26 protein-coding genes and 2 pseudogenes are annotated in these 24,347 nt (G+C 76.1%); 18 read left to right on the top strand and 10 right to left on the bottom strand.

The genetic code is table 11. From position 1 onward, the window contains the following. Positions 1–12: 12 nt before the first annotated feature. Both DQ238_RS01195 and DQ238_RS01190 read right to left on the bottom strand, forming a co-directional pair. Positions 13–993 (bottom strand): magnesium transporter CorA family protein, encoded by a 981-nt coding sequence (locus DQ238_RS01195; RefSeq protein ID WP_113779464.1) that lies wholly within the window; start codon positions 991–993, stop codon positions 13–15. 61 nt (positions 994–1,054) lie between these two features. Beyond that, the gene (locus DQ238_RS01190) at positions 1,055–1,744 is read right to left on the bottom strand and encodes an NRDE family protein (RefSeq protein ID WP_113779463.1); all 690 of its coding nucleotides are present in this window, start codon (positions 1,742–1,744) and stop codon (positions 1,055–1,057) included. 269 nt (positions 1,745–2,013) lie between these two features. On the opposite strand from DQ238_RS01190, the gene DQ238_RS01185 reads away from it, so the two are divergent. Beyond that, positions 2,014–2,865 carry an alpha/beta fold hydrolase gene (locus DQ238_RS01185; protein ID WP_113779640.1) on the top strand — a complete coding sequence of 284 codons (852 nt, stop codon included), beginning with the start codon at positions 2,014–2,016 and terminating at the stop codon, positions 2,863–2,865. Positions 2,866–2,887: 22 nt separating this feature from the next. Here the strand turns inward: DQ238_RS01185 and DQ238_RS01180 are convergent, their stop codons facing one another. Next, the gene (locus DQ238_RS01180) at positions 2,888–4,345 is read right to left on the bottom strand and encodes a DUF2252 domain-containing protein (protein WP_113779462.1); all 1,458 of its coding nucleotides are present in this window, start codon (positions 4,343–4,345) and stop codon (positions 2,888–2,890) included. Between the two features lie 115 nt (positions 4,346–4,460). On the opposite strand from DQ238_RS01180, the gene DQ238_RS01175 reads away from it, so the two are divergent. The 5 genes from DQ238_RS01175 (at position 4,461) to DQ238_RS01160 (ending at position 8,532) form a co-directional block, all read left to right on the top strand. Then, positions 4,461–5,033, top strand: a complete 573-nt coding sequence (locus DQ238_RS01175) for a gluconokinase (RefSeq protein WP_113779461.1) — start codon at positions 4,461–4,463, stop codon at positions 5,031–5,033. Then, positions 5,030–6,511: an SLC13 family permease gene (locus DQ238_RS01170; RefSeq protein ID WP_113779460.1), complete on the top strand. Its 1,482-nt coding sequence runs from the start codon at positions 5,030–5,032 to the stop codon at positions 6,509–6,511. The genes DQ238_RS01175 and DQ238_RS01170 overlap by 4 nt, the downstream gene beginning before the upstream one ends. A gap of 60 nt (positions 6,512–6,571) precedes the next feature. Beyond that, positions 6,572–7,174 carry a DedA family protein gene (locus tag DQ238_RS01165; protein WP_233495611.1) on the top strand — a complete coding sequence of 201 codons (603 nt, stop codon included), beginning with the start codon at positions 6,572–6,574 and terminating at the stop codon, positions 7,172–7,174. A gap of 87 nt (positions 7,175–7,261) precedes the next feature. Further along, positions 7,262–7,429, top strand: coding sequence for a hypothetical protein (locus DQ238_RS22630; protein ID WP_158550676.1), 168 nt, complete (start codon positions 7,262–7,264; stop codon positions 7,427–7,429). Further along, positions 7,426–8,532 carry a major royal jelly family protein gene (locus tag DQ238_RS01160; RefSeq protein ID WP_233495610.1) on the top strand — a complete coding sequence of 369 codons (1,107 nt, stop codon included), beginning with the start codon at positions 7,426–7,428 and terminating at the stop codon, positions 8,530–8,532. Before DQ238_RS22630 ends, DQ238_RS01160 begins: the two co-directional genes overlap by 4 nt. Positions 8,533–8,592: 60 nt before the next feature. Here the strand turns inward: DQ238_RS01160 and DQ238_RS01155 are convergent, their stop codons facing one another. Beyond that, positions 8,593–9,705, bottom strand: a complete 1,113-nt coding sequence (locus DQ238_RS01155) for an ABC transporter substrate-binding protein (protein ID WP_113779459.1) — start codon at positions 9,703–9,705, stop codon at positions 8,593–8,595. Further along, positions 9,706–10,194 (bottom strand): ABC transporter substrate-binding protein, encoded by a 489-nt coding sequence (locus DQ238_RS01150; RefSeq protein WP_113779458.1) that lies wholly within the window; start codon positions 10,192–10,194, stop codon positions 9,706–9,708. 171 nt (positions 10,195–10,365) lie between these two features. Between DQ238_RS01150 and DQ238_RS01145 the strand changes: the two genes are divergently transcribed. The 3 genes and pseudogenes from DQ238_RS01145 to DQ238_RS24315 form a co-directional block, all read left to right on the top strand. Further along, positions 10,366–11,418 (top strand): NAD(P)-dependent alcohol dehydrogenase, encoded by a 1,053-nt coding sequence (locus DQ238_RS01145; protein ID WP_113779637.1) that lies wholly within the window; start codon positions 10,366–10,368, stop codon positions 11,416–11,418. Positions 11,419–11,457: 39 nt separating this feature from the next. After that, complete coding sequence (locus tag DQ238_RS23450) at positions 11,458–11,607, top strand: hypothetical protein (protein WP_233495609.1); 150 nt, start codon at positions 11,458–11,460, stop codon at positions 11,605–11,607. Beyond that, positions 11,604–12,068: pseudogene (locus tag DQ238_RS24315) on the top strand (SDR family NAD(P)-dependent oxidoreductase); the annotation flags it as partial. The gene DQ238_RS23450 and the pseudogene DQ238_RS24315, both read left to right, overlap by 4 nt. Before the next feature lie 102 nt (positions 12,069–12,170). Here the strand turns inward: DQ238_RS24315 and DQ238_RS01135 are convergent. After that, a complete protein-coding gene (locus tag DQ238_RS01135; protein ID WP_113779457.1) occupies positions 12,171–13,667 on the bottom strand; it encodes a carboxylesterase/lipase family protein in 1,497 nt (498 codons plus the stop codon). Positions 13,668–13,669: 2 nt separating this feature from the next. Here DQ238_RS01135 and DQ238_RS01130 point away from each other — a divergent pair, with 2 nt between their 5' ends. Both DQ238_RS01130 and lon read left to right on the top strand, forming a co-directional pair. Next, positions 13,670–13,849 (top strand): hypothetical protein, encoded by a 180-nt coding sequence (locus tag DQ238_RS01130; protein ID WP_113779456.1) that lies wholly within the window; start codon positions 13,670–13,672, stop codon positions 13,847–13,849. 100 nt (positions 13,850–13,949) lie between these two features. Beyond that, positions 13,950–16,280 carry an endopeptidase La gene (lon, locus tag DQ238_RS01125; RefSeq protein ID WP_113779455.1) on the top strand — a complete coding sequence of 777 codons (2,331 nt, stop codon included), beginning with the start codon at positions 13,950–13,952 and terminating at the stop codon, positions 16,278–16,280. Between the two features lie 82 nt (positions 16,281–16,362). On the opposite strand, the gene DQ238_RS01120 is transcribed toward lon, so the two are convergent. Both DQ238_RS01120 and DQ238_RS01115 read right to left on the bottom strand, forming a co-directional pair. Further along, positions 16,363–16,590 (bottom strand): hypothetical protein, encoded by a 228-nt coding sequence (locus tag DQ238_RS01120; RefSeq protein WP_113779454.1) that lies wholly within the window; start codon positions 16,588–16,590, stop codon positions 16,363–16,365. 203 nt (positions 16,591–16,793) lie between these two features. Beyond that, the gene (locus DQ238_RS01115) at positions 16,794–17,369 is read right to left on the bottom strand and encodes a PadR family transcriptional regulator (protein WP_199506053.1); all 576 of its coding nucleotides are present in this window, start codon (positions 17,367–17,369) and stop codon (positions 16,794–16,796) included. A 258-nt stretch (positions 17,370–17,627) separates the two neighbouring features. Between DQ238_RS01115 and DQ238_RS01110 the strand changes: the two genes are divergently transcribed. From DQ238_RS01110 to DQ238_RS01095, 5 genes and pseudogenes are all read left to right on the top strand, one after another. Continuing rightward, on the top strand, positions 17,628–19,028 hold the full coding sequence (locus DQ238_RS01110; protein ID WP_113779636.1) for a ferric reductase-like transmembrane domain-containing protein: 1,401 nt from the start codon (positions 17,628–17,630) through the stop codon (positions 19,026–19,028). A 4-nt stretch (positions 19,029–19,032) separates the two neighbouring features. Continuing rightward, complete coding sequence (locus tag DQ238_RS01105) at positions 19,033–19,491, top strand: FMN-binding protein (protein WP_113779452.1); 459 nt, start codon at positions 19,033–19,035, stop codon at positions 19,489–19,491. A 47-nt stretch (positions 19,492–19,538) separates the two neighbouring features. Continuing rightward, positions 19,539–19,775 (top strand): annotated as a pseudogene (locus tag DQ238_RS23445) (FAD:protein FMN transferase); the annotation flags it as partial. Then, positions 19,712–20,293, top strand: a complete 582-nt coding sequence (locus tag DQ238_RS23440; RefSeq protein ID WP_370447496.1) for an FAD:protein FMN transferase — start codon at positions 19,712–19,714, stop codon at positions 20,291–20,293. The pseudogene DQ238_RS23445 and the gene DQ238_RS23440, both read left to right, overlap by 64 nt. A 30-nt stretch (positions 20,294–20,323) precedes the next feature. Continuing rightward, positions 20,324–20,749, top strand: a complete 426-nt coding sequence (locus DQ238_RS01095) for a hypothetical protein (RefSeq protein ID WP_113779451.1) — start codon at positions 20,324–20,326, stop codon at positions 20,747–20,749. 112 nt (positions 20,750–20,861) lie between these two features. On the opposite strand, the gene DQ238_RS01090 is transcribed toward DQ238_RS01095, so the two are convergent. After that, positions 20,862–21,152: a DUF1540 domain-containing protein gene (locus tag DQ238_RS01090; RefSeq protein WP_113779450.1), complete on the bottom strand. Its 291-nt coding sequence runs from the start codon at positions 21,150–21,152 to the stop codon at positions 20,862–20,864. Positions 21,153–21,521: 369 nt separating this feature from the next. Between DQ238_RS01090 and DQ238_RS22625 the strand changes: the two genes are divergently transcribed. Continuing rightward, positions 21,522–22,145, top strand: coding sequence for an AAA family ATPase (locus DQ238_RS22625; RefSeq protein ID WP_158550675.1), 624 nt, complete (start codon positions 21,522–21,524; stop codon positions 22,143–22,145). Here the strand turns inward: DQ238_RS22625 and DQ238_RS01080 are convergent. Continuing rightward, positions 22,130–22,597: a DUF1707 domain-containing protein gene (locus DQ238_RS01080; RefSeq protein ID WP_113779449.1), complete on the bottom strand. Its 468-nt coding sequence runs from the start codon at positions 22,595–22,597 to the stop codon at positions 22,130–22,132. The genes DQ238_RS22625 and DQ238_RS01080 overlap by 16 nt on opposite strands. Positions 22,598–22,740: 143 nt before the next feature. On the opposite strand from DQ238_RS01080, the gene DQ238_RS01075 reads away from it, so the two are divergent. Continuing rightward, positions 22,741–24,285 (top strand): cell wall metabolism sensor histidine kinase WalK, encoded by a 1,545-nt coding sequence (locus DQ238_RS01075; RefSeq protein ID WP_233495608.1) that lies wholly within the window; start codon positions 22,741–22,743, stop codon positions 24,283–24,285. Positions 24,286–24,347: the final 62 nt, after the last annotated feature.

Genomic DNA, 24,347 nt, shown 5'->3' with positions numbered 1-24,347 from the left:
CGGGCCGGGGTCTCACCACCAGCCCTGGCGCCTCGTCCAGAGCAGCAGCAGGGCCGACATCGCCACCATCACCGCGACGATCACGGCGAGGAAGGCCAGGTGGGTCGTGGAGCTGACGATGACGTTCATCCCCAGCACCCCGGACAGCGCGGTGATCGGCAGCGTGACGGCGGCGATGACCGCCAGCCGCTCGGCCGCGATCGTCATCTTGGTGTTGGTGCGGGCCTGGTAGAACTCGATCACCCCGCGCAGGTAGTCCTCCTGGGTCTGCCCCATCGTCGCCAGCCGGTGGAACTGGTCGGCGCTGTTCTCCAGCAGCGGCTGCCCGTCCGGGCCGAAGGCGGCCAACGCGTGCATCCGGCCGTACACCTCGCCGTTCAGGGAGGCCATGGTCCGCACGGCCAGCAGGCCGTGCCGCACCCGGAACATGCCGTCGAGGAAGCGCTCCGGGTCCCCGAGCTCGCCGGCGGTCACCTGCTGCTCGTAGCGCCAGACGTCGGTGGTCTGCCGGCTGAGGTGGTCACGCATCCGCACGGCCAGCGCGGAGACGACGGCCGTGGACAGCTCGGCGCCCGACGCCGGTCGGAAGCGGCCGCTGTCCACGCGCGCGGCGACCGCGTCGGTCTCCCGGTGCGCGGCCGCCGGGTCGACGGCCGGGTTGACCGGGCCGTGGACGGTGACCAGGAAGCGGGGCCCGACGAACTGGTCGAGCTCCACGTAGTGCACGTGGCCGCGCTGCCCCAGCTCGGGGCCGTGCAGGACGACGAAGACGCTGCCGGGGTAGACGTGCACCTTGGGGACGGGGTTGCGCTGCAGGCAGTCCTGCACCGCCCGGGCGTGGAAGCCGAAGACCCGCTCGAGCACCTTCACCGCGTCGGGGTCACCCTGCGGGACGTCGACCCAGAGCACGCCGTCGTCCCGCGCGAGCAGGTCCGGGAGGTCGTCGGGTCCGTGGTGCTCGACGCCGTCCGGCGTCACGACGCGAACGTCCACGATCCCACCCGCATGGCCCCACCCGCCGTCCGCCGATGGGCCACGGTACTGCCCGCGGCCCTCACCGACCGACCGCGAGCGTGCGCCACGGTGCTCCCGTCCACGGCTGCCGGCTGTACTCCAGGCGCAGCCGGCCCGGCCGGGCCTCGATGAGCTCGCCGAACACCGTCGCGAACACCCGGCCGTCGTGCTCGTGGCGCACCACCAGGGCGGCCGGGTCGTCCCTCGGGGGACCGCTCGCGACCAGCCGGCGCCACCCGTGCGGGTAGCCGGCGTCCGCGAAGGCCCGCAGGTGGCGGGCCACCTTGCCGTCCTCGGGGCCGCCGGAGGTCACCATCGACGTCCCCGGCGGGTGCTCGGTCGTCCCGAGGGTGGCGCCGTCGAAGTCCCAGGTGGTCAGCCGGGACGGCGTCGCCAGCACCAGGGTGAAGCTGGCCATCCCGTCGAGAGCGGTGTACCGGGGCCAGTCCGCGCCGTGCGTGACCCCGAGCAGCGGCAGGACCCCCCGGCTCGGCGCACCCGGGTCGGCCAGCGGCTTCTGCGGCCGGTTGAGCACGAGCGCGGTAGCGCCGGTGCCCACCCGGGAGGCGCACCACGTGCCCCCGGCGCTGCGGTCGCGCCCCCCGACGACGTCCGGGGACCCCGGCCACCAGCGACCGGGGTCGTCGAACCCGCGGCTGGTCAGCTCGTCCCGCAGGGCCAGGATCCGGACCGGCTGTCCACGGGACCAGCACGCGACGACCGTGCACACGCGCCCATGGTCGCAGCCTCCGACGAGGTGCTGGCGGACGTGACCGCCTTCCTCGACGAGGCGCTCGCGGCACGCCGCGGCGCAGCGACCCGGAGCGCCGCGTCCGCCGCCGCCCGGCTGTGGACTCCGCCACACCCGGCCGCGGTCCCTGCGGCGCGCGCCGCCGTCGGCCTAGCGTCGAGGGGAACCGGGGCACCGCCGTGGGTCCCGCAGCGCGGGAGGGGAGCGGTTCCATTCCCCGTCGTCCTCACCTCGGGCGTCCGGTGCCGGTGCGCAGCCCGGACGGGACGCTGGTCAGCGCCTGGTCCAACGGCGGCAGCGGGACCCCCGTGCTGCTGTGCAACGGGTTGGGGGCCTCCCCCGCCGCCTGGCCGGCCGTCGTCGCCCGCACCGGCGCCGTGCACGTCGTCACCTGGGACCACCGTGGGCTCGGCGCCTCCGAGCGCCCCCGGGACCCCGGCCGGGTCCAGGTCGAGGACCACGTGGCCGACGCCCGGGCGGTCCTCGACGCCTTCGGCCTGGACTCGGCGGTCGTCGTCGGCTGGTCGCTGGGGGTGAACGTGGCGTTCGAGCTGGCCCTGGAGGACCCGGCGCGGGTGCGCGGCGTGCTCGCCGTCGCCGGGGTGCCGGGCGGCAGCTTCTCGTCGCTGTTCGCGCCGATGGGCGTGCCGCGCCGGCTGCGCGCCGTGGCGGGGCGGCACGGCAGCCGGCTGCTGCCGCTCGTCGGGCCGCTGCTGCCGCTGCTGCTCGACAGCGCGCAGCCGTGGCAGCCCCTGCTGTCGCTCGCGACCGCCTCCCGGTCGACCGAGGAGACCGCGCGGCTGCGGAGCCTGGCCACGGTGGTGCGCGAGTTCGCCGGTCACGACTGGCGGTGGTTCCGGCACCTGGCGGTGGCGGTCGCCGGCCACGCTCCGCTCGACCTGTCGCCGCTGCGTTGCCCGGTGACCTTCCTGGCCGGCCGCTACGACGTGCTCGTCGACGTCGCCGACGTGCGCAGCACCGCCCGCGCGGTCCCCGGCGCCCGGTACCGCGAGTTCGCGGCGTCGCACTTCCTGCCGCTGGAGCAGCCCGAGGCGATGCTGGAGGAGCTGCGCCTGCTGACCGGGCGCGTCCCGGTCTGACCCGCGGCACCGGGTCGGCCGGTCAGACGCCGGTCTCGGCCGGCAGGACGCCGCGCCGGACGGCGGCGACCAGCGCGGCGTGGTCGCGCTCGGTCTGGTCGGCGTAGGCGCGGGCGAACCGGCACAGCGCCTCCCGGACCCGCCGGCCGCCTCCCAGGTAGCCGGCGATCATCGATGCCCCGCTGGTGCGGGCGTGCCCCTTGGCCAGCAGGTAGCCGCAGATGCCCGCGTAGTCGGCCAGCGCGGCCGCGTCGATGCCGTCGACGGTGATCGCGCCCTTCATGTCCCGGTACTGGCGGACGTAGTACTGGACCCCGCCGTCGTGGACCCCGCCGTGGTGGACGTCGTCCACGGTGGTCCAGCCGAGCAGGGGGTCGCTGACCGTCTGCAGCGCCTGCTGGTACTCCACGACCCGCTGCCCCTGGTGGGCGTGCCAGGCGGCGTCGCCGTGCACGAACGGCGCGACCACCGAGCGCCGGGCCTGCTTGAGCTGGAGGAACAGCACGTCGTCGGGGCTGCTGCCCTCGCACAGGGCGACCCATGCCCGCAGCCCGACCGAGCCCACCCCGACCACCTTGTGCGCGATGTCGACGAGGTGGTAGCCGCCGAGCACCCGGGCCCAGTGCGAGGGCAGCGTGGCCAGGTAGCCGTCCAGCGCCCGGGCCAGCGCGTCGGCCTCGGCCGGCTGCGGCCGGGTGGTCAGCGGCGGCTCCTCGACGATCCTGCGCGCACCCCCGCGCTGCTCGGTGAACCGGGGCAACGCCCGGTCGCTGGTGCGCCGGCGGGCCCGGCGGGCGGAGTCCTCGACCTCGGCGCGCAGCCCGGAGTCGCCGGCCGTGCGGAGCATCCGGTCGACGTCGAGACGCTCGAAGGAGCGGGCGAGCAGCGGCCGCTCGGCGAGGGTGGCGATGTGTTCGCGGTACTGCGCGACGCAGCGCGCCACCGCCTGCGCGCAGGAGTCCTCCGAGGAGCCGTTCTGCCGGCCGGCCACCCAGACGCTGGTGGCCAGCCGGCGCAGGTCCCACTCCCAGGCGCCGGGGTGCGCCTCGTCGAAGTCGTTGAGGTCGAAGACCAGGTCCCGCTCCGGGGAGGCGTAGAAGCCGAAGTTGCCCAGGTGGGCGTCGCCGCAGACCACCGGCGTGATGCCGGTGGCGGGCAGCGCGGCGAAGTCGTCGGCGTGCACGTTCGCCGCGCCGCGGAGGAAGGCGTAGGGGGAGGCGGTCATCCGCCCGACGCGCACGGGGACGAGCTGGGCCAGGCGGCCCTCGTTGGACCGGGCCACCTGGTCGGCGACGTCGGGGCGGCCGGGCGGGGCGGCCCAGTCGCCGAGCGCGCTGCGCGGGACCCGCCCGCGCAGCCGGCGGCCGAGCGCGTACCGCTCGGCCCGCGGCGACGCGCCGCGCCGCAGGGAGGCGAACTGGTCGCCGTCGGCCGATGCGAGCACGGGGTGTCCTCGTCGCACGTCCTGCGCAGCGCTCATGGCCCGAGCCTGGCAGCCGCCCCGGGAGCTCCGCACCCGCACCGGCCGGCTGCGGCGGCCGTCCCCCGCCGCCCGGACTTGTCGGTGCGCCGATCCCCGACCTAACGTCCCGGCCATGGCAGCCGCGGAGGCCCCGGACAGGTCGGCTCCGACGACGACGCTGGTGGTGATGGGCGTCTCCGGGTCGGGCAAGTCGACCGTCGCGGACGAGCTGGTGGCCCGGCTGGGCTGGCCGTTCGCCGAGGGCGACGACTTCCACCCGCCGGAGAACGTGGCGAAGATGCGCTCGGGCCAGCCCCTGGACGACGACGACCGCTGGCCCTGGCTGCGCCGGCTGGCCGGCTGGATCGGCGAGCGGGAGGCCGCGGGGGAGTCGGCCGTGGTCACCTGCTCGGCGCTCAAGCGCAGCTACCGCGACCTGCTGCGCGCGGGCCACCCCTCGGTCTGGTTCGTCCACGTCGCGGCTTCCCCGGAGGTCATCCGCGACCGGATCGAGCGCCGCACCGGCCACTACATGCCGCCGTCCCTGCTGGACAGCCAGCTGGCCACCCTGGAACCCCTGGCCGCCGACGAGCCGGGGCGGACGGTCTCCGGCGTCCCCGCCCCGGCGCAGGTGGCCGACGACGTGCTCCGCGTGCTGCGCCGCGAACGCGGCCGCACCCTCCCACCCCAGGAGGCCCCGTCATGACCCTGCTCGCCGCCGTGGACCACACCGACAACGACGCCCAGCTCGTCGTCGCCGCCCTGCTCGGCATCGGCACCGTCGTCCTGCTCATCACCTGGCTGAGGGTGCACCCGTTCCTCGCGCTGATCTTCGGCTCGGGGGTGATGGGGGCGGTGGCGGCGGTGGCGGCTCCCGACATCGTCAACAGCTTCAGCACGGGCGTCGGGTCCACCGTCGGCGGCGTGGGCCTGCTGATCGCCCTCGGCGCCATGATCGGCGGGATGCTCGCCGAGTCCGGGGGAGCCGACCGGGTGGTCAACGGGTTCGTCGACCGGGTGTCGCCGCGGCGGCTGCCCTGGGTGATGGGCGGGGTGGCGGCGCTGATCGGCATCCCGCTGTTCTTCGAGGTCGGTGTGGTGCTGCTCGTCCCGATCGTGCTGCTCGCCGCGCAGCGCAGCCGGCTGCCGGTGCTGCGGGTCGGCATCCCCGCCCTGGCCGGGCTCTCCGTGCTGCACGGCCTGGTGCCGCCGCACCCCGGACCGTTGGTGGCGATCGACGCACTCGGCGCCGACCTCGGCCGCACGCTGCTCTTCGGCCTCATCGTCGCCGTCCCCACGGTGATCCTGGCCGGCCCGGTGTTCGGCACCTTCATCAGCGACCGGATCCGGCTGGGGTCGCCGCGGCAGCTGGTCGGAGCGGGGGTGGGCGACACGGGGGTGGGCGACACGGGGGTGGGCGACGAGGCCACCCCGGCCGGCCGGCCGGCGACCGGGGCGGGCGGCGCGGACGACCCCCGGGACGCCGATGCCCTGGACACGGTCGCCGGCCGGCCGCGGCGGCAGCCGGCGCTGGGGTCGACGATCGTGACGGTGCTGCTGCCGGTGCTGCTCATGCTGCTGCGGGCCATCGGCGAGCTGACCCTCGACGAGGGCCGCCTGCGCTCGGTGCTCGACGTCGTCGGCACCCCGGTCGTCGCGATGCTCGCCGGCGTCGTCCTGTCGATGTTCACGCTGGGCGTCGCCGTCGGGTACGGCCGGGACCAGATCTCCGCCGTCCTCGGCGGGTCGCTGCCCTCGATCGCCGGCATCCTGCTCATCGTCGCGGCCGGTGGTGGCTTCAAGCAGGTCCTCGTCGACGCCGGCGTCGGCGACCTCGTCGCCAGCGCCGCGGAGGGCGCGAACCTGTCGCCGCTCGTCCTCGGCTGGCTGGTGGCGGTGGGGATCCGGCTGGCCACCGGCTCGGCGACGGTCGCCACCATCACCGCGGCGGGCATCGTCTCGCCGCTGGCCGCGGGCCTGGACGCCTCGACGGTGGCGCTGCTGGCGCTGGCCATCGGTGCCGGCTCGCTGTTCTTCTCCCACGTCAACGACGCCGGCTTCTGGCTGGTCAAGGAGTACTTCGGGATGACCGTCGGCCAGACCATCGCCAGCTGGTCGGTGATGGAGACGATCATCTCCGTCGTCGGCCTCGTCGGGGTGCTGTTGCTCGCCGCGGTGGTGTGACCACGGGGGACGGCGGGCGCGTCCAGGGAATCCACAGGTCCGTCTGTCCAGAATGCGCCGGTGAGCACGTTCCTCGACCCGAGACACCTCATCGACACCTTCGGGCTGGTCGGCGTCATGGCCGTCCTGTTCGCCGAGTGCGGCCTGCTGGTGGGCTTCTTCCTCCCGGGCGACTCCCTGCTGTTCACCACCGGCCTGCTGGCCGCCGGCGGCCTGGTCGCGCCGCTGTGGGTGTTGGTGGTGCTGCTGCCGGTCGCGGCCGTCGCCGGCAACCTGGTCGGCTGGTGGATCGGCCACCGCGCCGGCCCGGCGGTGTTCGACCGGCCGGGGTCGCGGCTGTTCCGGCCGCAGCACGTCGAGCGGGCCCGCCGGTTCTTCGAGCGCCACGGCGCCCGCACCGTCTTCCTGGCCCGCTTCGTGCCCGTCGTGCGCACCTTCGCCACGGTGATGGCCGGCGTCGCCCGGATGGACTTCCGCCGGTTCGCGCTGCTCTCCGTCGTCGGCGGCGTCGTCTGGGCCGCGGGCGTCACCGTCCTCGGCTACTGGCTGGGCCACGTCGCCGTCGTCCGCGACCACGTCGAGCTGTTCGTCCTGGGCGTGGTCGCGGTCTCGCTGGTGCCCGTGGCCGTCGAGGCGCTGCGCACCCGCCGCCGGACCGCCTGAGCACCCCCGCCGGGGCAGGCGTTCGGCGGCACGCCGCCCGTGGGTAGGGCGTCGGCACCCGACTCCGTCCCACGACTGGAGGCCCCCGTGGCCCTGGACCACCCGACCCAGCCCGGCGACATCGACCACCTGATCGCCGACGACCACGCCGTCGTCGAGCGGCAGTTCCAGCACCTGGAGGCCGGCCGCGGCCGCCGCGTGCTGGTCGACCAGATCTCCCACTCCACCCGCGCCTCCACCGGGATCGGCGCGTGAGCGGCGACCGGATCGCGACCGACGAGCCGCTCGGCGAGCTCGAGGTCGTCCACCTCTTCGACGGCGCCATGCCCACCGGCGTCAGCGTCTCGCACACCGGCCGGGTGTTCGTCTGCTACCCGAAGTGGGGCGACGACGTCGGGTTCACCGTGGGCGAGATCCGCGACGGCGAGGTGGTCGCCTTCCCCGACCAGCAGCTCAACGACAACCGGTCCGACGCCGACCCCGAGCGGCTGGTCTCGGTGCAGAGCGTCGTCGTCGACCCGGCCGACCGGCTGTGGATCCTGGACACCGGCAGCCCGGTGTTCCAGCCCACCGAGCACGGCGGGCCGAAGCTGGTCTGCGTCGACCTGGCCAGCGACCAGGTGGTGCAGACGATCCTGTTCCCCACCGACGTGGCGCTGCCGACCACCTACCTCAACGACGTCCGCTTCGACCTGCGGCGCGGTGCGGCGGGGACGGCGTTCATCACCGACTCCTCCGACCAGGGGCCCAACGGCATCATCGTGGTCGACCTGGCGACCGGGGAGAGCTGGCGGCGGCTGCACGAGCACCCGAGCACCAAGGCGCAGACGCCGCCCGACCTGCGGATGGTCGTCGAGGGCCAGGACTTCTGCGAGCGCTCGCCGGACGGCACCACCGCGCCGGTGCGGATGGGCGCCGACGGCGTCGCCATCGCCGCCGACGGCAGCCGGCTGTACTACTGCTGCCTGGCCAGCCGGCGGTGGTGGAGCGTCCCGGTCGACGCCCTGGTCGACCGGGATCTGGACGACGACGCGGTGGCGGCGACGGTGACCGACGAGGGCGACAAGGGCTCGGTCGGCGACGGGATGGAGACCGACGACGCCGGCCGGCTCTACGTGACCGACGGCGAGCACGACGCGGTTCACCGGCGGCTGCCGGACGGCACGTGGCAGACCGTCGTCCACGACCCCCGGCTGCTGTGGCCGGACACCATGTCGGTGGCCGCCGACGGCCACCTCTACGTCACCGCCAACCAGCTGTACCGGCAGGAGAAGTACCGCGGGGGAGAGGACCAGCGGCGCAAGCCCTACGTGCTGTTCCGGACGCCGATCGACGCGGGCCCGGTCCGCCTGCGCTGAGGTCCGACCGGGGCGGGGCAGCGGACGCTCCGCCCCGGTCCGGTCTCAGCGCCGCGACTCTCAGCGCCGCGACCAGTGCCGGCGCCGTGTCGAGGTGTCGGCCAGCTCGAACGTGGTCGCGTACGGGCGGAAGGCGACCTCGCGGTTGACCGCGTAGAGCACCCGCGGCGCGACGAGGAAGAGGGCGAGCGCCTGCCCGGTCACGTGGCGGTCGACGCGGTTGGCGGCCAGCACCTGCCCCAGCTGCGAGGTGTGCATCCGGATCCGGTCGAACAGCCGCTCGAAGGTCGGGTCCACCGGGCCGGCGCGGAACTCGCCGGAGCGGCCGACGAAGGCCCGGTGCAGCTCCAGCGGCGGGACGTCGACCGACTGCGCGCCCTGCTCGAGCACCAGCACGTCCCAGTCGCGGGGCAGCTTCGCCGCCTGCCGGCGGCGCGCGTCGCGCTCGGCGTCCGCGCCGCGCAGCACCGTCACCTCGACGGCCAGGCCGAGGGCGGTGTGCCACTGGGCGGCGACGGTGTGCGCGACCGCCTCCCAGGGCGCCAGGGTGGCCAGCCGCAGCGGCCGCTCCGCTCCGCCGGCGGCGCGCCAGAGCCGGGCCGCCTCGCCCGGGTCGTGCGGGTAGGAGCGCAGCCGCCCCGGTGCACGGTGCAGAGCGGTCAGCGGCGTGGGCGGGGTGAGCCCGGCCAGCGGCCGGGCGTGCCCGCCGAGGACGTCGCGGACCAGAGCCCGCCGGTCGACGGCGAGGTTGAGCGCCCGCCGGGCCCGGACGTCGGCCAGCGGCAGCCCCTCGGCGCCGCGGTCGATCGCCCCGGCGAGCACGCGGACGGCGTCGACCGCCACCAGCCGGGCGTGCCGTGAGTGGCGCACCCGGTCGGCCCGGGCGTGCGGCACCTCGGTGACGACGTCGACCTCGCCGACGGTGTCGCAGACCAGGTCCAGAGCCCGGTCGGGGTCGACGTCGCTGCGGAACTCCACCTCGGCCACCCGGGGTCCACGGGCCCGGTCCCAGTAGCGCGGGTTGGCCCGCAGCCGCACCGTGGGGGTGCGGTGCTCGGTCTGCAGCCAGGTGCGGTCGTCGCCGTCGGTGACGACCGGCTCGGTGTCGATGCGGGAGTACCCCTCGACGAGGGTGAAGGCCCCCGAGGCCCACGGCCCCGGCTCGTCGATCACCTACCAGTGCCCCTCGCCGGACCCCTTCCGCGCGTAGCCGAAGCCGAGGTCGCGCCAGAACCGCTCGCTCATCACGTGCGTGGCCCGCAGCTTGCCCAGCGCCAGCCCGTCGACCTCCGGCAGGTGCAGCCGCACGGTGCGGTCGTCGACGACCTCGACGCGGGTGCGCGGGTCGATGTTGAAGTGGGTGCCGGGCGGGTGCGGAGCCTGCCAGCGGAACTGCTCCTCGGCGGCCCGGCGCACGGAGTCGGTGGTCAGCGGGGTGCCGTCGGCGAAGCGCTCCCCGCGGCGCACCCGGATCTCCAGCGTCCGCCCGCCGTCCCGCCACCGGTAGCGGCTCATCGCCGCCGGGCGCACCTTGCCCCGGTGGGTGACCCGGACGGGCTCCTCCACGGTGTTGTACGTGGTGTACAGCCAGTTCAGCGGGCTGGGGTCCACCACCCGCAGCACGCCGCGCGGCGCGCGTCGCGCCCGACTCGTCCTCGGCATCCCCGGCCGGTACCCCGCTCCGGGGACGCCGACCCGGGGACGCCGACCCGGGGACGCCGGCCGCCGGAGTCCGACCGCTGGCAGCGGTGTGGCCGGCAGCGGTGTGATTGACACCACAAGATGGCGCGCAGCATGCTGCACGGACCCCGGTCGCCCGAGAAGAGGGTCCCCATGAAGGCTGCGCTGCTGACGGACTTCCACGAGGACTTCGTCGTCGACACCGTCCCGGATCCGCAGATCACCGCGCCGAGCGACGTCATCGTCCGGGTGGGGGCCGCCGGCTTCTGCCGCACCGACATCCACATCTGGGACGGGCAGTTCGCCGAGATGTGGAAGGCGGCCGGCACCGGCCTGCCGTTCGTCTGCGGCCACGAGAACGCCGGCTGGATCGCCGAGGTCGGCCCGGGCGCGTCGCACCTGTCGGTCGGCCAGCCGGTGCTCCTGCACGACCTGGCCACCTGCGGCTACTGCCACGCCTGCCGTGCCGGCGACGACATGCACTGCACCAGCAGCTTCTTCCCCGGCATCGACTCCCCCGGGGGCTTCGCCGAGTACGTCCGCACCAACGCGCGCGCGGTGGTGCCGCTGCCGGAGAACCTCACCCCGGTCGACGTCGCCCCGCTCAGCGACGCCGGGCTCACCGCCTACCACGCGGTGAAGAAGGCCGTCCCGCACGCGGTCCCCGGCTCCTACACCGTCGTCCTGGGCGCGGGCGGGCTCGGCCACATCGGCATCCAGTGCCTGCGGGCGATGACCGCCACCGAGATCATCGTCGTCGACCGCAACCCCGCGGCGCTCGAGCACGCCCGCGGCTGGGGCGCCGACCACGTCGTCGCGTCCCGCGAGGACCGCTCCCACGTGGCGGAGGTGCGCGACCTCACCGAGGGGCTCGGCGCCAACGTGGTCATCGACTACGTCGGCGAGGGAGGAGCCGAGCGCGACGCCGTCGAGCTGCTGGCCGCCAACGGCGTCGACTTCCTCGTCGGCTACGGCGGCACGCTGCAGGTCAAGATCCTCGAGGAGGGGCTGTTCCCCGAGACCAGCTTCGTCTCCTGCATCGTCGGCCCGTACAACGAGCTGGTGGAGTTGGTGAAGCTCACCGAGAAGGGCCGGGTCGAGCTGACCTCGACCACCTTCCCGCTCGAGGGCGTCAACGACGCCCTCCACGCGCTGGACGAGGGTCGCGTGATCGGCCGCGGCATCCTCGTGCCCAACGAGACCTGAACCGCCCGTCCCAGCCCAGGAGACCGCCGTGTTCACCGCATGGGCACACCGTTCGGCGAGATCTGGGACCTGGAGGCCATCGGCCGCGACGGCGCCGAGGACGGCGTCCACGAGTTCTTCTTCTCCGCCGTCCCGCTGCCCGTCACCGGTGCCGCCGGCTCGCCGGTGGACCCCGCCGCCGTGACGTGACCGCCTCGAGGGGAGCCGGCCTGCTCGACGGTTCGGTCGCCGTGGTGACCGGCGCGGGCACCGGCATCGGCCGGGCGATCACCCTGCGGCCGGCCGCCGAGGGCGCCGACGTCGTCCTCGCCGCCCGCTCGACCGGACCCATGGCGGAGGTCGCCGAGCAGGTCCGGGCCGCCGGACGGCGGGCCGTGGTCGTGCCCGTGGACCTGCGCGACCCGGCCTCGATCGACGCCGCGGCACGGGCGGCCGACGCGGAGTTCGGCCGGGTCGACGTGCTGGTCGACAACTCCGGGGTGGGCGGGCCCAGCGCCCCGGTGGTGGAGATGCCGCTGGAGGAGTGGGAGGACACCTTCCGGGTCAACGTCACCGGCACGATGCTGGCCTGCAAGGCGTTCCTGCCCGGCATGATCGCCCGCGGCTCGGGGTCGGTGGTGGTCATCGGCTCGGCGACCGGCAAGCGACCGCTGGTGAACCGGGTCGTCGCGGGCGGCCGGCGTCACGGGGGAGGACCTCAACGTCTCCGCCGGCCTGGTCATGTACTGACGCCGCCTCGTGCGGCCCCGGGGTCAGCGGACGCCGTCCCAGAGCGTCCGCTGCTCCGCCCGCGGGTCGTCGTCCAGCCGCACCTGCTCGCCGAAGTCCTGCACCGGGCGCCGGTCGAGGTCGTAGGGCGCCCAGCCCGGGTCGCCGTCCCGGACGAAGCGCACCCAGGCGCCGTGCACCTCGTCGGCGAGGGCCTGGGGCGCCGCCGGGCCCATCAGGGCGCCGTGCGCCTCCAGCGCCAGGGTGTCGAAGGTGAAGCCGAGCTCGAGGGCGTGGCAGGCGCCCAGCCGGCCGCCGTACTGCGGGGACGGCCAGGAGAACTCGTACACCCACGCGCCGGCGCCCTCTTCGGCTTGCGCCTCGGCAACCCGGAGCGCCGGGATCCGGAAGAACCAGTCGGTGGCGACGTCGGCCAGCAGCTCGCCGGGCGTGGCGCCGGGCCGCCCCCGGCCGTAGACCTCGAGGGTCTCGGCCACCGGCGCGCCGTAGCCGGCGACCGCCATCTGCACCAGCTGGTCGGTCACCAGGTCGATCAGGCCGTTGGGCACCAGGAACAGCCGCTGCTCGTCGCGGTTGGCGCCGACCAGGACGGCGACGTCGCGGGCCGACCCGGCGGCGATCCGCCGGATCGGCAGGTCCGGCAGCACCTCGCCGTCGACCACCGGCTCGAACGGCATGAGGTTCACCGTCACCTCGCCCCACCGGGCGGGGTCGGGCACGGTCGTCGCATCCGCGACGACCGCCTGCTGGGCGGCGACCAGCTCGTCGACCGGCACCTGCGCCAGCGCCTCCCGCTCCGCCGGCCGGCCGAGTCGCTCGGCCACGTAGCCGCCGATCCGGGTCGCCGTCCCGGTGCTCAACGCGTGGTGGCCGGCACCGCTCTGCAGCACCGCCTGCGCGAACAGCCCCCGCGCCGACGGCATCGCCAGCAGGCACCCGACGCTCATCCCGCCGGCCGACTCGCCGCCGACGGTGACCCGCGCCGGGTCGCCCCCGAAGGCGGCCACGTTCTCCTGCACCCAGCGCAGCGCGGCCACCTGGTCGAGCAGGCCGCGGTTGGCCGGCCCGTCGTCGGCGAAGTGCAGGAAGCCGTCGACGCCCAGCCGGTAGTTGAGCGTCACGCACACCACGCCGTCGCGGGCGAAGGTCGCCCCGTCGTAGACCGGGACGGCGCCGGAGCCGTTGACGAAAGCCCCGCCGTGGACCCAGACGAACACCGGCAGCCCCGAGGCGCCCGGGTCCGGGGTCCAGACGTTGAGGTTCAGGCAGTCCTCACCGGGGATCTGCGGCTCGGGCAGCAGCACGTCGTACGGCGGGGCGTAGGGCGGCTTGGGCGCCGTCGGGCCGTACCCGGTGGCCGGGCGGACGCCGTCCCACGGCTCCGGGGGCGCCGGCGCGGCGAACCGGCGCGGGCCGAACGGCGGCGCCGCGTAGGGGATGCCGAGGAAGGCGTGCACGCCGTCGCGGATCGTTCCCCGGACCGTGCCGCTGGTCGTCCGGACGAGGGGTTCAGGGGCCATGGGTGCGCAACATAGCGCCCGCTCGCACGACCGGCGCCCGGGCCGGCCTCGGCGTCGTCGCCGTCCCCGGTGCCGCCTTCCTCCGTGCTGGGGGCGCCCCGGCGCTCGCCACGGCCGTCGTCGGCCCGCTCGAGGAGATTCCTCCGGAGGTGGTGGCGTCGGCGGCGCAGCGGGCGGGCTGACCCCGCGGTTGCGCTGTGGGCGAAGCGGCGGCCCTCCCGGGAAGTGCCGGGCACGCACCTGGGTTGAGTGGAGATCGCTCGACCTCAGGAAGTGACAGACATGGCAGAAGGGATCCGGCTCCCGGTCCTCCCCCTCAACGACGACGTCCTCCTCCCCGGCATGGTCCTGCCGGTCACCCTCGATCCCGAGGCGCAGGCCGCGGTCGACGCCGCCCAGGCCTCGGCCGGGTCGCGGCTGCTGGTGGTCCCGCGCCTCGACGGCGTGTACAGCGGCTCCGGCGTCCTCGCCACGCTGCAGCAGGTCGGGCGGCTGCCCACCGGCGAGCCGGCCGCGGTCGTCCGCGCCACCGGGCGCGCGCGCATCGGCACCGGCGTGCCCGGCGCCGGCGCCGCGCTGTGGGTGGAGGCCACGCCCGTCGACGGCACCCCGGCCACCGGCCGCACCGCCGAGCTGGCCGCCGAGTACAAGAAGCTCGTCGTCTCCGTGCTGCAGACCCGCGGCAACTGGCAGACCATCGACACCGTCTCGCGCACGACCGACCCCGGCGTCCTGGCCGACCTGGCCGGCTACGCCCCCTACCTCGACGCCCGGCAGAAGCTCCAGCTGCTCGAGACCGCCGACGTCGACGCCCGGCTGGAACGGCTGATCGCGTGGGTGCACGCGCACATCGCCGAGATGCAGGTCTCGGAGAAGATCCAGAGCGACGTCCGCGAGGGCATGGAGAGGTCCCAGCGGGAGTTCCTGCTGCGCCAGCAGCTCGCCGCGATCCGCAAGGAGCTCGGTGAGGACGCCGACCCCGGCACCGACCACCGCGCCCGGGTCGAGGCCGCCGAGCTGCCCGGGGAGGTCCGCGCGGCCGCGCTGCGCGAGGTCGACCGGCTGGAGGCGACCAGCGAGCAGAGCCCCGAGGGCGGCTGGATCCGCACCTGGCTGGACACCGTCCTGGACCTGCCGTGGTCGGTGCGCACGCCCGACGACGACGACGTCGTCGCCGCCCGCGCGGTGCTCGACGCCGACCACACCGGTCTCGACGACGTCAAGGACCGCGTGGTGGAACACCTCGCCGTGCGGGCCCGGCGCGCCGGCCGCGGCCTGACGGCGGTGGGCGGCCGGGGCTCGGGGGCCGTGCTGGTCCTCGTCGGCCCGCCCGGTGTCGGCAAGACCAGCCTCGGCGAGTCGGTCGCGCGGGCGCTGGGCCGCCGGTTCGTCCGGGTGGCGCTGGGCGGCGTGCGCGACGAGGCCGAGATCCGCGGCCACCGGCGCACCTACGTCGGCGCGCTGCCCGGCCGCATCGTGCGGGCGATCCGCGAGGCCGGGTCGATGAACCCGGTGGTGCTGCTCGACGAGATCGACAAGGTGGGCAGCGACTACCGCGGCGACCCCGCGGCCGCGCTGCTGGAGGTCCTGGACCCGGAGCAGAACCACACGTTCCGCGACCACTACCTGGACCTGGACCTCGACCTGTCCGACGTGCTGTTCCTCGCCACCGCCAACGTCGTCGACGCCATCCCGCAGGCACTGCTCGACCGGATGGAGCTGATCGCGCTCGACGGCTACACCGAGGACGAGAAGGTCGCCATCGCCCGCGACCACCTGCTCCCGCGCCAGCTGGAGCGGGCCGCGCTGACGCCTGCGGAGGTGACGGTGGACGACGAGGCGCTGCGGGTGATCGCCGCCGAGCACACCCGCGAGGCCGGCGTGCGCCAGCTGGACCGGGCGCTGGCCCGGATCCTGCGCAAGGCGACGCTGGCCACCGACCCGACGGCCGCGCCGCTGCGCGTGACCGCGGCCGACCTGCGCACCTACCTGGGCCGGCCGCGCTTCACCCCCGAGGCCGCCGAGCGCACCGCCGTCCCCGGCGTGGCGACCGGTCTGGCGGTGACCGGCACCGGTGGCGACGTCCTGTTCATCGAGGTGACCGCCGTCGACGGGGAGCCGGGGCTGACCGTGACCGGCCAGCTCGGGGACGTGATGAAGGAGTCGGCGCAGATCGCGCTGTCCTACGTCCGCGGCTCCGCCGCGCGGCTCGGCGCCGACCCGGCGGTGCTGCAGAAGCGGCTGCACCTGCACGTGCCGGCCGGCGCGGTGCCCAAGGACGGGCCGAGCGCGGGCGTGACGATGGTGACCGCGCTGGCGTCGCTCGCCTCGGGGCGGCCGGTGCGGGCCGACGTCGGGATGACCGGCGAGGTCACGCTGTCCGGCCGGGTGCTGCCCATCGGCGGGGTGAAGCAGAAGCTGCTCGCCGCCGACCGGGCGGGCCTGTCCACCGTGTTCCTGCCCGCCCGCAACGAGCCCGACCTGGACGACGTCCCCGCCGAGGTGCGGGAGCGGCTCACCGTGCACCTGGTGGGCGACGTCACCGACCTGGTCGCGGCGGCCCTCGAGCCCGCGCGGGAGGACGCCGCTCCCCTCCAGGCGATCGCCGCCTGAGAGCGCACGTCCGCGGGAGGTGCACACGCTGCACCTCCCGCGGACGTGCCCGGGCCGGTGGCGCTCGCGCGCCGGCCGGAGGTCACACCTGTGGCAGCCCGACCAGCACGTTCGTCCCGTTGGAGCGGCCCACCGGATGGGCGCTGGACTCCCCGAGGTGCCGGACCGTCCACCACTGACCGGGTGCCCAGGCTCGCACCAGCACGCCGTCCTCGGAGAGGGCGACCAGCGCCCCGGCCTCCGTGGCCAGCCCCCAGGCCTCGACCCGCTCGTGCTCGCCGCCCGCGACCTGCACCGTCCACACCGGCATACCGCGTCCCCCAAGTCCTCCGCCGTCCGTTCCGAGCACCCGATCAGTCCCCATCCCGAGCGTCAACGCCGCCTGGGCGCGCCGTCGCTCTCGGTATACGGAACCACGTGGTACGGAATCGGTTGCGCGCGACGGGTCCGGTCGCGTGCGGCCTCCCTCCGGCGGGGTCCGGAGGGCGGACCCCGCCGCCGGTCGGTGGCGGGTCAGGCGCCGGGGGTCTGCGGCCCGTCGGCGAGCAGCAGGTAGAGCCTGCGACGGGTGTCGTTGAGGATGTCGGCCGCGGCGGCGCGCTGCGCGTCGGTGCCGGTGCGCGAGATCTCCCGGACGGCGCCGGGCAGGCCCATCAGCAGCCCGCGCAGGTCGGGCTCGGACCCGGCGCCCTCGCGGCCGGCGAACGGATCGGCCCATGAGTCGCGGCCGACCTCGACCTGCTGGCGGCCGGCGTCGGTCAGCGTGACGAGCTTGCGGCCGGCGTCCGCGGTCACGGAGACCAGGCCCTCGTCCTCCAACTGGCTGATCGTCGGGTAGATCGCGCCGGGGCTGGGCGTCCAGCGCCCGCCGCTGCGCTCGGCGATGGTCTGCATGAGCTGGTAGCCGTGCATCGGCTGCTCGGCGAGCAGCAGCAGGACGGCGGCGCGGACGTCGCCGCGGGGGGCTCGGCCCCGGCTGCCGCGGCGGTGGTGGGGCGGACCGCCCTCGACCGGCCCCGGGCGGCCGTGGCGGGGGTGGTGGAGACGCTGGCCGGGGTGCCGGCCCTCGCGGTCGCGGAAGGGGTGCATGGGATCCTCCTGACGTATCGGATGACAGTAACGATACATCGTTAGGAGCCCGTGTCGAGCGGTGCCGTGGAAGCCGGGCGGCATACAGCAGACGCACAGCCACCCTCCGGGTCCGCCCCAGCCCGGGCCGCCACGGTGGTGCTCCGGATCGGACGGGAGGAGCACCGTGGAGGACGATCGCTGCGGAGGTCCCGGGTCGGGGCCCGCGGCCGCGCGACAGGTGACCGCGGACCCCGCGGGCGGTACAGCGTGAGCGCCGTGGCGGTCCCGGACACGCGGCGGCCGGCGGGGGTCGGCGGTCGCCGTGCCGGGAGGGCGCAGGTCGACGCCGCCGTGCGCACCGGCGCGGGCGGACTGCTGTGGGCGGCGCTGCTGCTGGTCACCTTCTGGTGGGCGGCCGGAGGCGGGGTGCAGGACCTCGCCGGCTGGGCGAGCGGCCTGACCTCCGCGGGCCGGCTCACCGGCCTGCTGGCCTCGGTCCTGCTGCTGGTGCAGGTGCTGCTGATGGCCCGGGTGCCGGTGCTCGAGCACGCCTTCGGCCAGGACCGGCTCGCCCGGACCCACCGGTTGGTGGGCTTCACCTCGTTCACCCTGATGCTGGCCCACGTCGGCCTGATCACCTGGGGCTACGCCGCCGGAGAGCTCGCCCGGACGCCGGCGACGCTGTGGGACCTCACCGTCGACTACCCCGGCATGCTGCTGGCCGGAGCCGGCACCGCCTGCCTGGTCGTGGTCGTCGCCACCAGCGTGCGGGCGGCCCGGCGGCGGCTGCGCTACGAGTCGTGGCACCTGCTGCACCTCTACGCCTACCTGGGCGTGGGCCTGGCGCTGCCGCACCAGCTGTGGACCGGCCAGGAGTTCCAGTCCTCGCCGGCGGCCACCGTCTTCTGGTGGGGGCTGTGGGTGGCGGCGGCCGGGGCGGTGCTCGTCTGGCGGGTCGGGCTGCCGCTGTGGCGCAACGCCCGGCACCGGCTGCGGGTCACCGCCGTCGTCCCCGAGGACGACGGCGTCGTGTCGGTGCACCTGACCGGCCGGCGGCTGGACCGGCTGCGGGCCGAGGCCGGGCAGTTCTTCACCTGGCGGTTCCTGACCGGTCCCGGGTGGAGCCGGGGCCACCCGTACTCGCTGTCGGCGGCGCCGGACGGCCGCGGCCTGCGGATCACGGCCGGGCTCGTCGGCGACGGCAGCGCCGCCCTCACCGCGCTGCGGCCCGGCACCCGGGTGCTGGTCGAGGGGCCGCACGGCCGGCTCTCCGCCCGCGCCCGCACCCGGCCGCGGATCGCCCTCATCGGCGCCGGGGTCGGCGTCGCGCCGCTGCGGGCCCTGGCCGAGGAGCTGGACTACGCCCCCGGGGACGCCGTCCTGCTGTACCGGTTCCGGGACCGGCCGCTGTTCGACGCCGAGTTCGCCGCCCTCGCCGCGGAGCGCGGCCTGCGGGTGCTGTACCTGCCCGGCTCCCGCCGGGCGCCGGACTCCTGGCTCGGCGCCGGCGTCGGCGGCGTGGACGACCTCACCGCCCTGACCTCCTGGGTGCCCGACGTCGCCGAGCGCGACGTCTACGTCTGCGGGCCCGAGGCCTGGGCCGAGGCCGTCCACCGCACCACCGCCGCGGCCGGCCTGCCCGCCGACCGCTTCCACGTCGAGAGCTTCGGATGGTGATCCGGTGAGGCGCATCGTGCTCTGGTTCACGAGCACCGCGACCGTGGTGACGCTGCTGTTCGGCTACCACACGTCCACGTCGGCGGAGTCGGCCACGGGCGGGACGACCGTGGTCTCCGCGCCGGCCGGCCAGAGCTCGACGGCGACCTCCGGGTCGGCCGCCGACGAGGAGCCCACCTCGTCCTCCACGGTGACCGTGACCGGGCCGGCGGTCGACACCCGCTGGGGCCCGGTGCAGGTCCAGGCGACCGTGGCCGACGGCACGATCACCGACGTCACGGTGGTCGAGTACCCGACGGGCAACGGCAAGGACCGGCAGATCAACGCCTACGCCATCCCCCGGCTGGTGCAGGCGACGCTGGACGCGCAGAGCGCCGACATCGACATGGTCAGCGGCGCCACGGTCACCAGCGAGGGCTACGTCGAGTCGCTGCAGTCCGCCCTCGACCAGGCGGGCCGGTGAGCACGACCGCGACCCGGCAGCGGCCGGCCCGCTCCGTTGGGCACGTCATGGGCATGCCGATCAGCCTGGCGCTGCGCGGTCGGCACGCCGCCGACGACGCCGCCCGGGCCGCCTGGGCGGCGGCCATGGCCGAGCTGCGCCGGCTGGACGCCGTCTTCAGCACCCACCGCGCCGACTCCGTCGTCTCCCGGCTCGGCCGCGGGGAGCTGGACCTGGCCGACTGCCCGCCGGAGGTGGCCGAGGTGCTGGCGCTGGGGGAGGCCGCCCGGCGGGACTCCGGCGGCGCGTTCGACGTGTACCGCGCCGGGCCCGACGGCCGGGTCGTGCTCGACCCCAGCGGCGTGGTCAAGGGCTGGGCCGCCGAGCGGGCCGCCGGGCCGCCGGGCCGCTGGCCGGCACCGACTTCTGCCTCTCCGCCGGCGGCGACCTCGTCTGCCGCACCCTCGACCCGGCCGGGCCGCCCTGGTTGGTCGGCATCGAGGACCCCGCCGACCTGGGCCGGCTGCTCGCCACGGTGCCCGTGCGCACGGGGGCGGTGGCCACCTCGGGTGGCGCCCACCGCGGCCAGCACGTCGTCGACGCGCGCACCGGCCGACCGCCGTCCGAGGTGGCCTCGGTGACGGTCGTGACCGCCTCGCTGACCGACGCCGACGTCGACGCCACCGCGGCCTACGCGCAGGGCCCGGACGCCGCCGCGTGGCTGCGGACCCGGCCCGGGCGGACCGCCCTGGTCGTGTGGTCCGACGGCTCCACCACGCCGGTCCGCGGGCCGGTGTGGACGGCGCGCCCATGGCGAGGTTAGCCTCACCTCACCGAGAGGGAGGAGGTCGGGGTGGGGCTGCGACTGCCGGTCGGGAACGTGACCGTGCTGCTGGGGCCGGATGCGGCCCGGCGACGGGTGATGACCGCGCTGGACGACGACAGCGGGCGGTGCGCCTCCGGGCACGCGTCTGTCCCGGTGCACCGCCTCGCGGCGGGCGTGGACGACGACGTGCACCGGCGGCTGGCCGCGCTCGAGGCCGTCCGGCAGGCCGGCGCGACGATCGTGCTGGTCGATCGGTTCACCGACGGGCTCGCCGCGCCGGACCGGCGCGCGGTCCTCGCGGCGCTGCGACCGGTGGCCACGACGGGGCGGGCGGTCCTCGTCGACGACACCGACCCGGTGGCCGCCCTGGCCGTCGCCGACGGGGCGCTGCGCGCCGACCCGGCGGGCGGGCTGGCGTCGGAACCGGTCGGCGACCTCGACCCGCTGAGCTGACCACCTGGCGCCGACCACCCGGCGCCGGCTACCCGGCGCCGGCTACCCGGCGCTGACTACCCGGCGCCGGCTACCCGGCGCTGACTACCTGGCGCCGGCTACCCGGCGCTGACTACCTGGCCTCGTAGGTCAGGCAGTCAGCGGCGTCGGCCCCGGGCCCGACCCGCACGCCGGGGGCCGTGCACTCCAGCTTGTCGTTGTGCCGGCAGTCCGCACGGTGGCAGGCGCCGACCAGCCCGTTGCGGTCCAGGCCGCCGCGGAAGCTGATCTCCACGAAGGTGCCGCAGTGGGCGTGGTCGCCGCCGACGGTGATCGCTCCGGCGTGACAGCTGGAGGAGGCGTTGTACGAGCAGCTGGTCACCGCGCAGTCCTGCACCTGGGGCATGTCCTGGAGGGAGGTCATGGTGCAGGCTGGCACGGACGGGGAGGTGCCCGCCAGCCAGGACAGGCTGCCCTGACCCGCTGGTCAGGGCAGCGTCAGGTCTCCTGGGTGGCCGCGTCCGACCCGGTCTCCGGCGTGGTGGGCGTGCCGCCGTCGGGCAGGCTGCACGGGGGTGCTCCTCGTCGGTCGGCCGCGGGGCGCTCTGGCGGAGGCGGCCCTGCCAGGTCGCGGGGGAGGACCACCATCGGCCGCCGGCCTGCGGTGCGGCTGGCCGGCGCGTGGGGGCGAGCTGTGAGCCCGGTCCGGGTGCACAGGGTCCGTCCAGGTGACCTCGAGGATCCGCCGAGGGGGCAGGCGGATGCTCGGTGGCGCAGAGGGGAGGAGGCAGCGGTGCAGAGCGGATCCGTGCCGACCCTGACCAGGCCGTCCGGGGAGCCCGCGGCCGGGGGCGGCGCCGTCCTGGTCGTCGTCGGCGGGCTGCCCGGGAGCGGCAAGACGACGCTGCTGCGGCGGCTGCTCGCCGGCGGGGTGCCCGGCGTGACCGGCGTCGACTCCGAGCAGGTCGCCGCCCGGCTGCGGGGCGCCGGGGTGCGCGTCCCCTACCGCCTGCTCCGCCCGCTGGTGCACGGCTGGCACCGGTGGCGGGCGCTGCGGATAATCGCCGGGCCCGCACCGGTCGTCGTCCTCACCGACCCGTGGACCAGCGCGCCGTGGCGGGCGGCGGTGCTCCGGACCGCCCGGCGGGCCGGCCGGTCGGTGCGGCTGGTCCTCCTCGACGCCTCCCCGGAGCTGGCCGAACGCGGCCAGGCCGCGCGCGGCCGGGCCGTCCCGGCGCGCCGCATGCGCCGGCACACCGCCCGGTGGGCCCGACTGCGCTCCGCCGCTCTCGGCCGGGACGGCCTGCGCGGCGTCGACTCGGCCGTCGTCGTGGACCGGCAGCAGGCCGCCCGGCTGTCCCCGGCCGAGGTCCTCGGCCGGGGACAGCCGCGCGGGTGCGGTCAGGGCACGTCGTAGAGGCCCGGGCCCGGCCCGTGCCAGCCGTCGAGGTGCGGCCCGTCGAACAGCAGCTGCGCGGCCAGGTGGCCGACGAGCACCAGCAACAGGACGGCGAGCGCGACCGCGACGGCGATCCGCGCGGGGCGCAGCCGCCCGGGGGCGGGACCGCTGACCGAGGAGCGCAGCTGCTCGACCGCCATCGTGCCGAGCGAGCGCCACCCCGGCGGGGTGCTCGCCGCCGGTGCCGGCGGCAGGTCCTCGGTGAGCGGGCCCAGGTCGCGCAGGTGGACGGCGGCGTACGCGGCGGCCATCCGCTGGCTGCCCTCGTCCGGCGTGAGCAGGCCGCGGGCCACGGCGTCCTGCACCACCGCGACCGTGGCGTACCGGTCGGCGTCCGAGGCGCGCAACGGCGGCCCGTCCCGGTGCGCTCCGGACGGGCCCGCGCCGTCCCTGTCGGCCGAAGGGGCCATGACCTGCTCCTCTCCGTGGTCTGATCCAGCCGCGCGCAGTCTGCCCCGCCCACCTGTGGGCCGACTGTGAGTCGCGCCGGCCGCCCAGCCAGCTCCATCCCGGCGTCCAGGCAACGCCGAGGACCGCCGCGGACGGTGGGCCCGTGACGACGCGGCGCCTCCCGGGACGGCTGCGCCCCCGGCGGCTGTCGCTGCGGGCCCGGCTGCTGTGCGCGTTCCTCGTGCCGCTGGTCGGCGTCCTGGCCGTCGTCGGTGCCGCCGCGACCGCGGCGCTGTACCGCGAGCTCCTCGGCCAGGTCGACACCCAGCTGGCCGCGGCGGTCGACCGGTCGGCCCGCGCCGACGAGGCGCCGGGAGCCGTCCGCCGGGACGACGTGGGCCCCGACTTCCTCCTCGCGCCCGGGCAGGGCGACGGGACGCTCGGGGCCCGGGTGGAGGACGGCGTGGTCACCGAGGCCGCCGTCATCGGGACCCGGGGCCAGGGCGACCCCCTGACCGACGCCCAGGTCGCCGCCCTGGCCGGGGTCGCGGCCGACGGCGTCCCCCGGACCACCGGGCTGGGCGACCTCGGCGACTACCGGGTCGTCGCCACGGCGACCGACGACGGCGACGTCATCGTCACCGGCCTGCCGCTGCACTCGGCGCAGTCCGCCCTGCTGCGGCTGGTCGCCGTCGAGGTCGCCGCCGGTCTGCTCGGGCTGCTCGCCGCCGGCGCCGCCGGGTTCCTGCTCATCGGCCGGACGCTGCGTCCCCTGCACCGGGTCGCGGCCACCGCCAGCCGGGTGGCCGAGGTGCCGCTGTCCAGCGGGGAGGTGCGCCTGGCCGAGCGGGTGCCGGCCGCCGACACCGACCGGCACACCGAGGTCGGCCGGGTGGGCGGCGCGCTCAACCGGCTGCTCGACCACGTCGAGGCGTCGGTGACGGCCCGGCAGGCGTCGGAGACCCGGCTGCGGCAGTTCGTCGCCGACGCCAGCCACGAGCTGCGCACCCCGGTCACGTCGATCCGGGGCTACACCGAGCTGGTCCGCCGCAGCGGGCGCGTCCCCGACGACGTGGACGCCTCGCTGCGCCGGGTCGAGTCCGAGGCGGTGCGCATGTCCGGGTTGGTCGACGACCTGCTGCTCCTGGCCCGGCTCGACGCCGGCCGGGAGCTCGCGACCGGGACCGTGGACCTCACCGCGCTGGTCGTGGACGTGGTCAGCGACGCGCACGCGGCCGGGCCGGGACACCGCTGGCGGGTCGACCTGCCGCATGCCGTGGTCACCGTCCCCGGCGACGGCGGCCGGCTGCACCAGGTGCTGGCCAACCTGCTGGCCAATATCCGGACGCACACCCCGGAGGGGACGACGGCCACCACCCGGCTCTCCGCCGAGGACGGCGAGGCGGTGCTCGAGGTGGCCGACGACGGCCCGGGCATCCCGCCCGACCTGCTCGGCGGGGTGTTCGAGCGGTTCGCCCGGGGCGACTCGGCGCGGTCGCGGGAGCGCGGCAGCACCGGCCTGGGGCTGGCCATCGTGCAGGCCGTCGTCACCGGCCACGGCGGCCGGGTGGCGGTCACCAGCGTCCCCGGGCGGACCGTGTTCACCGTGCGGCTGCCGCACGCCACGGTCGCCGAGTTCGAGCCCGACGACGTCGAGACCGGCGCCGACGACGTCCTGGCCCGGGCCGGGGACCCGGCGGCGGGGTGAGCGCCCCCGCCGGCGGCTCGACTGTCGTCGGGCTCCGGCACCTGCCGGACCGAGGGGCGGCT

It is taken from the genome of Geodermatophilus sp. TF02-6, assembly GCF_003319115.1.
Lineage (GTDB): Bacteria > Actinomycetota > Actinomycetes > Mycobacteriales > Geodermatophilaceae > Geodermatophilus.
The sequence above is the reverse complement of the archived record's forward strand: the minus strand, read 5'-3'. Positions and strand labels throughout refer to the sequence as shown.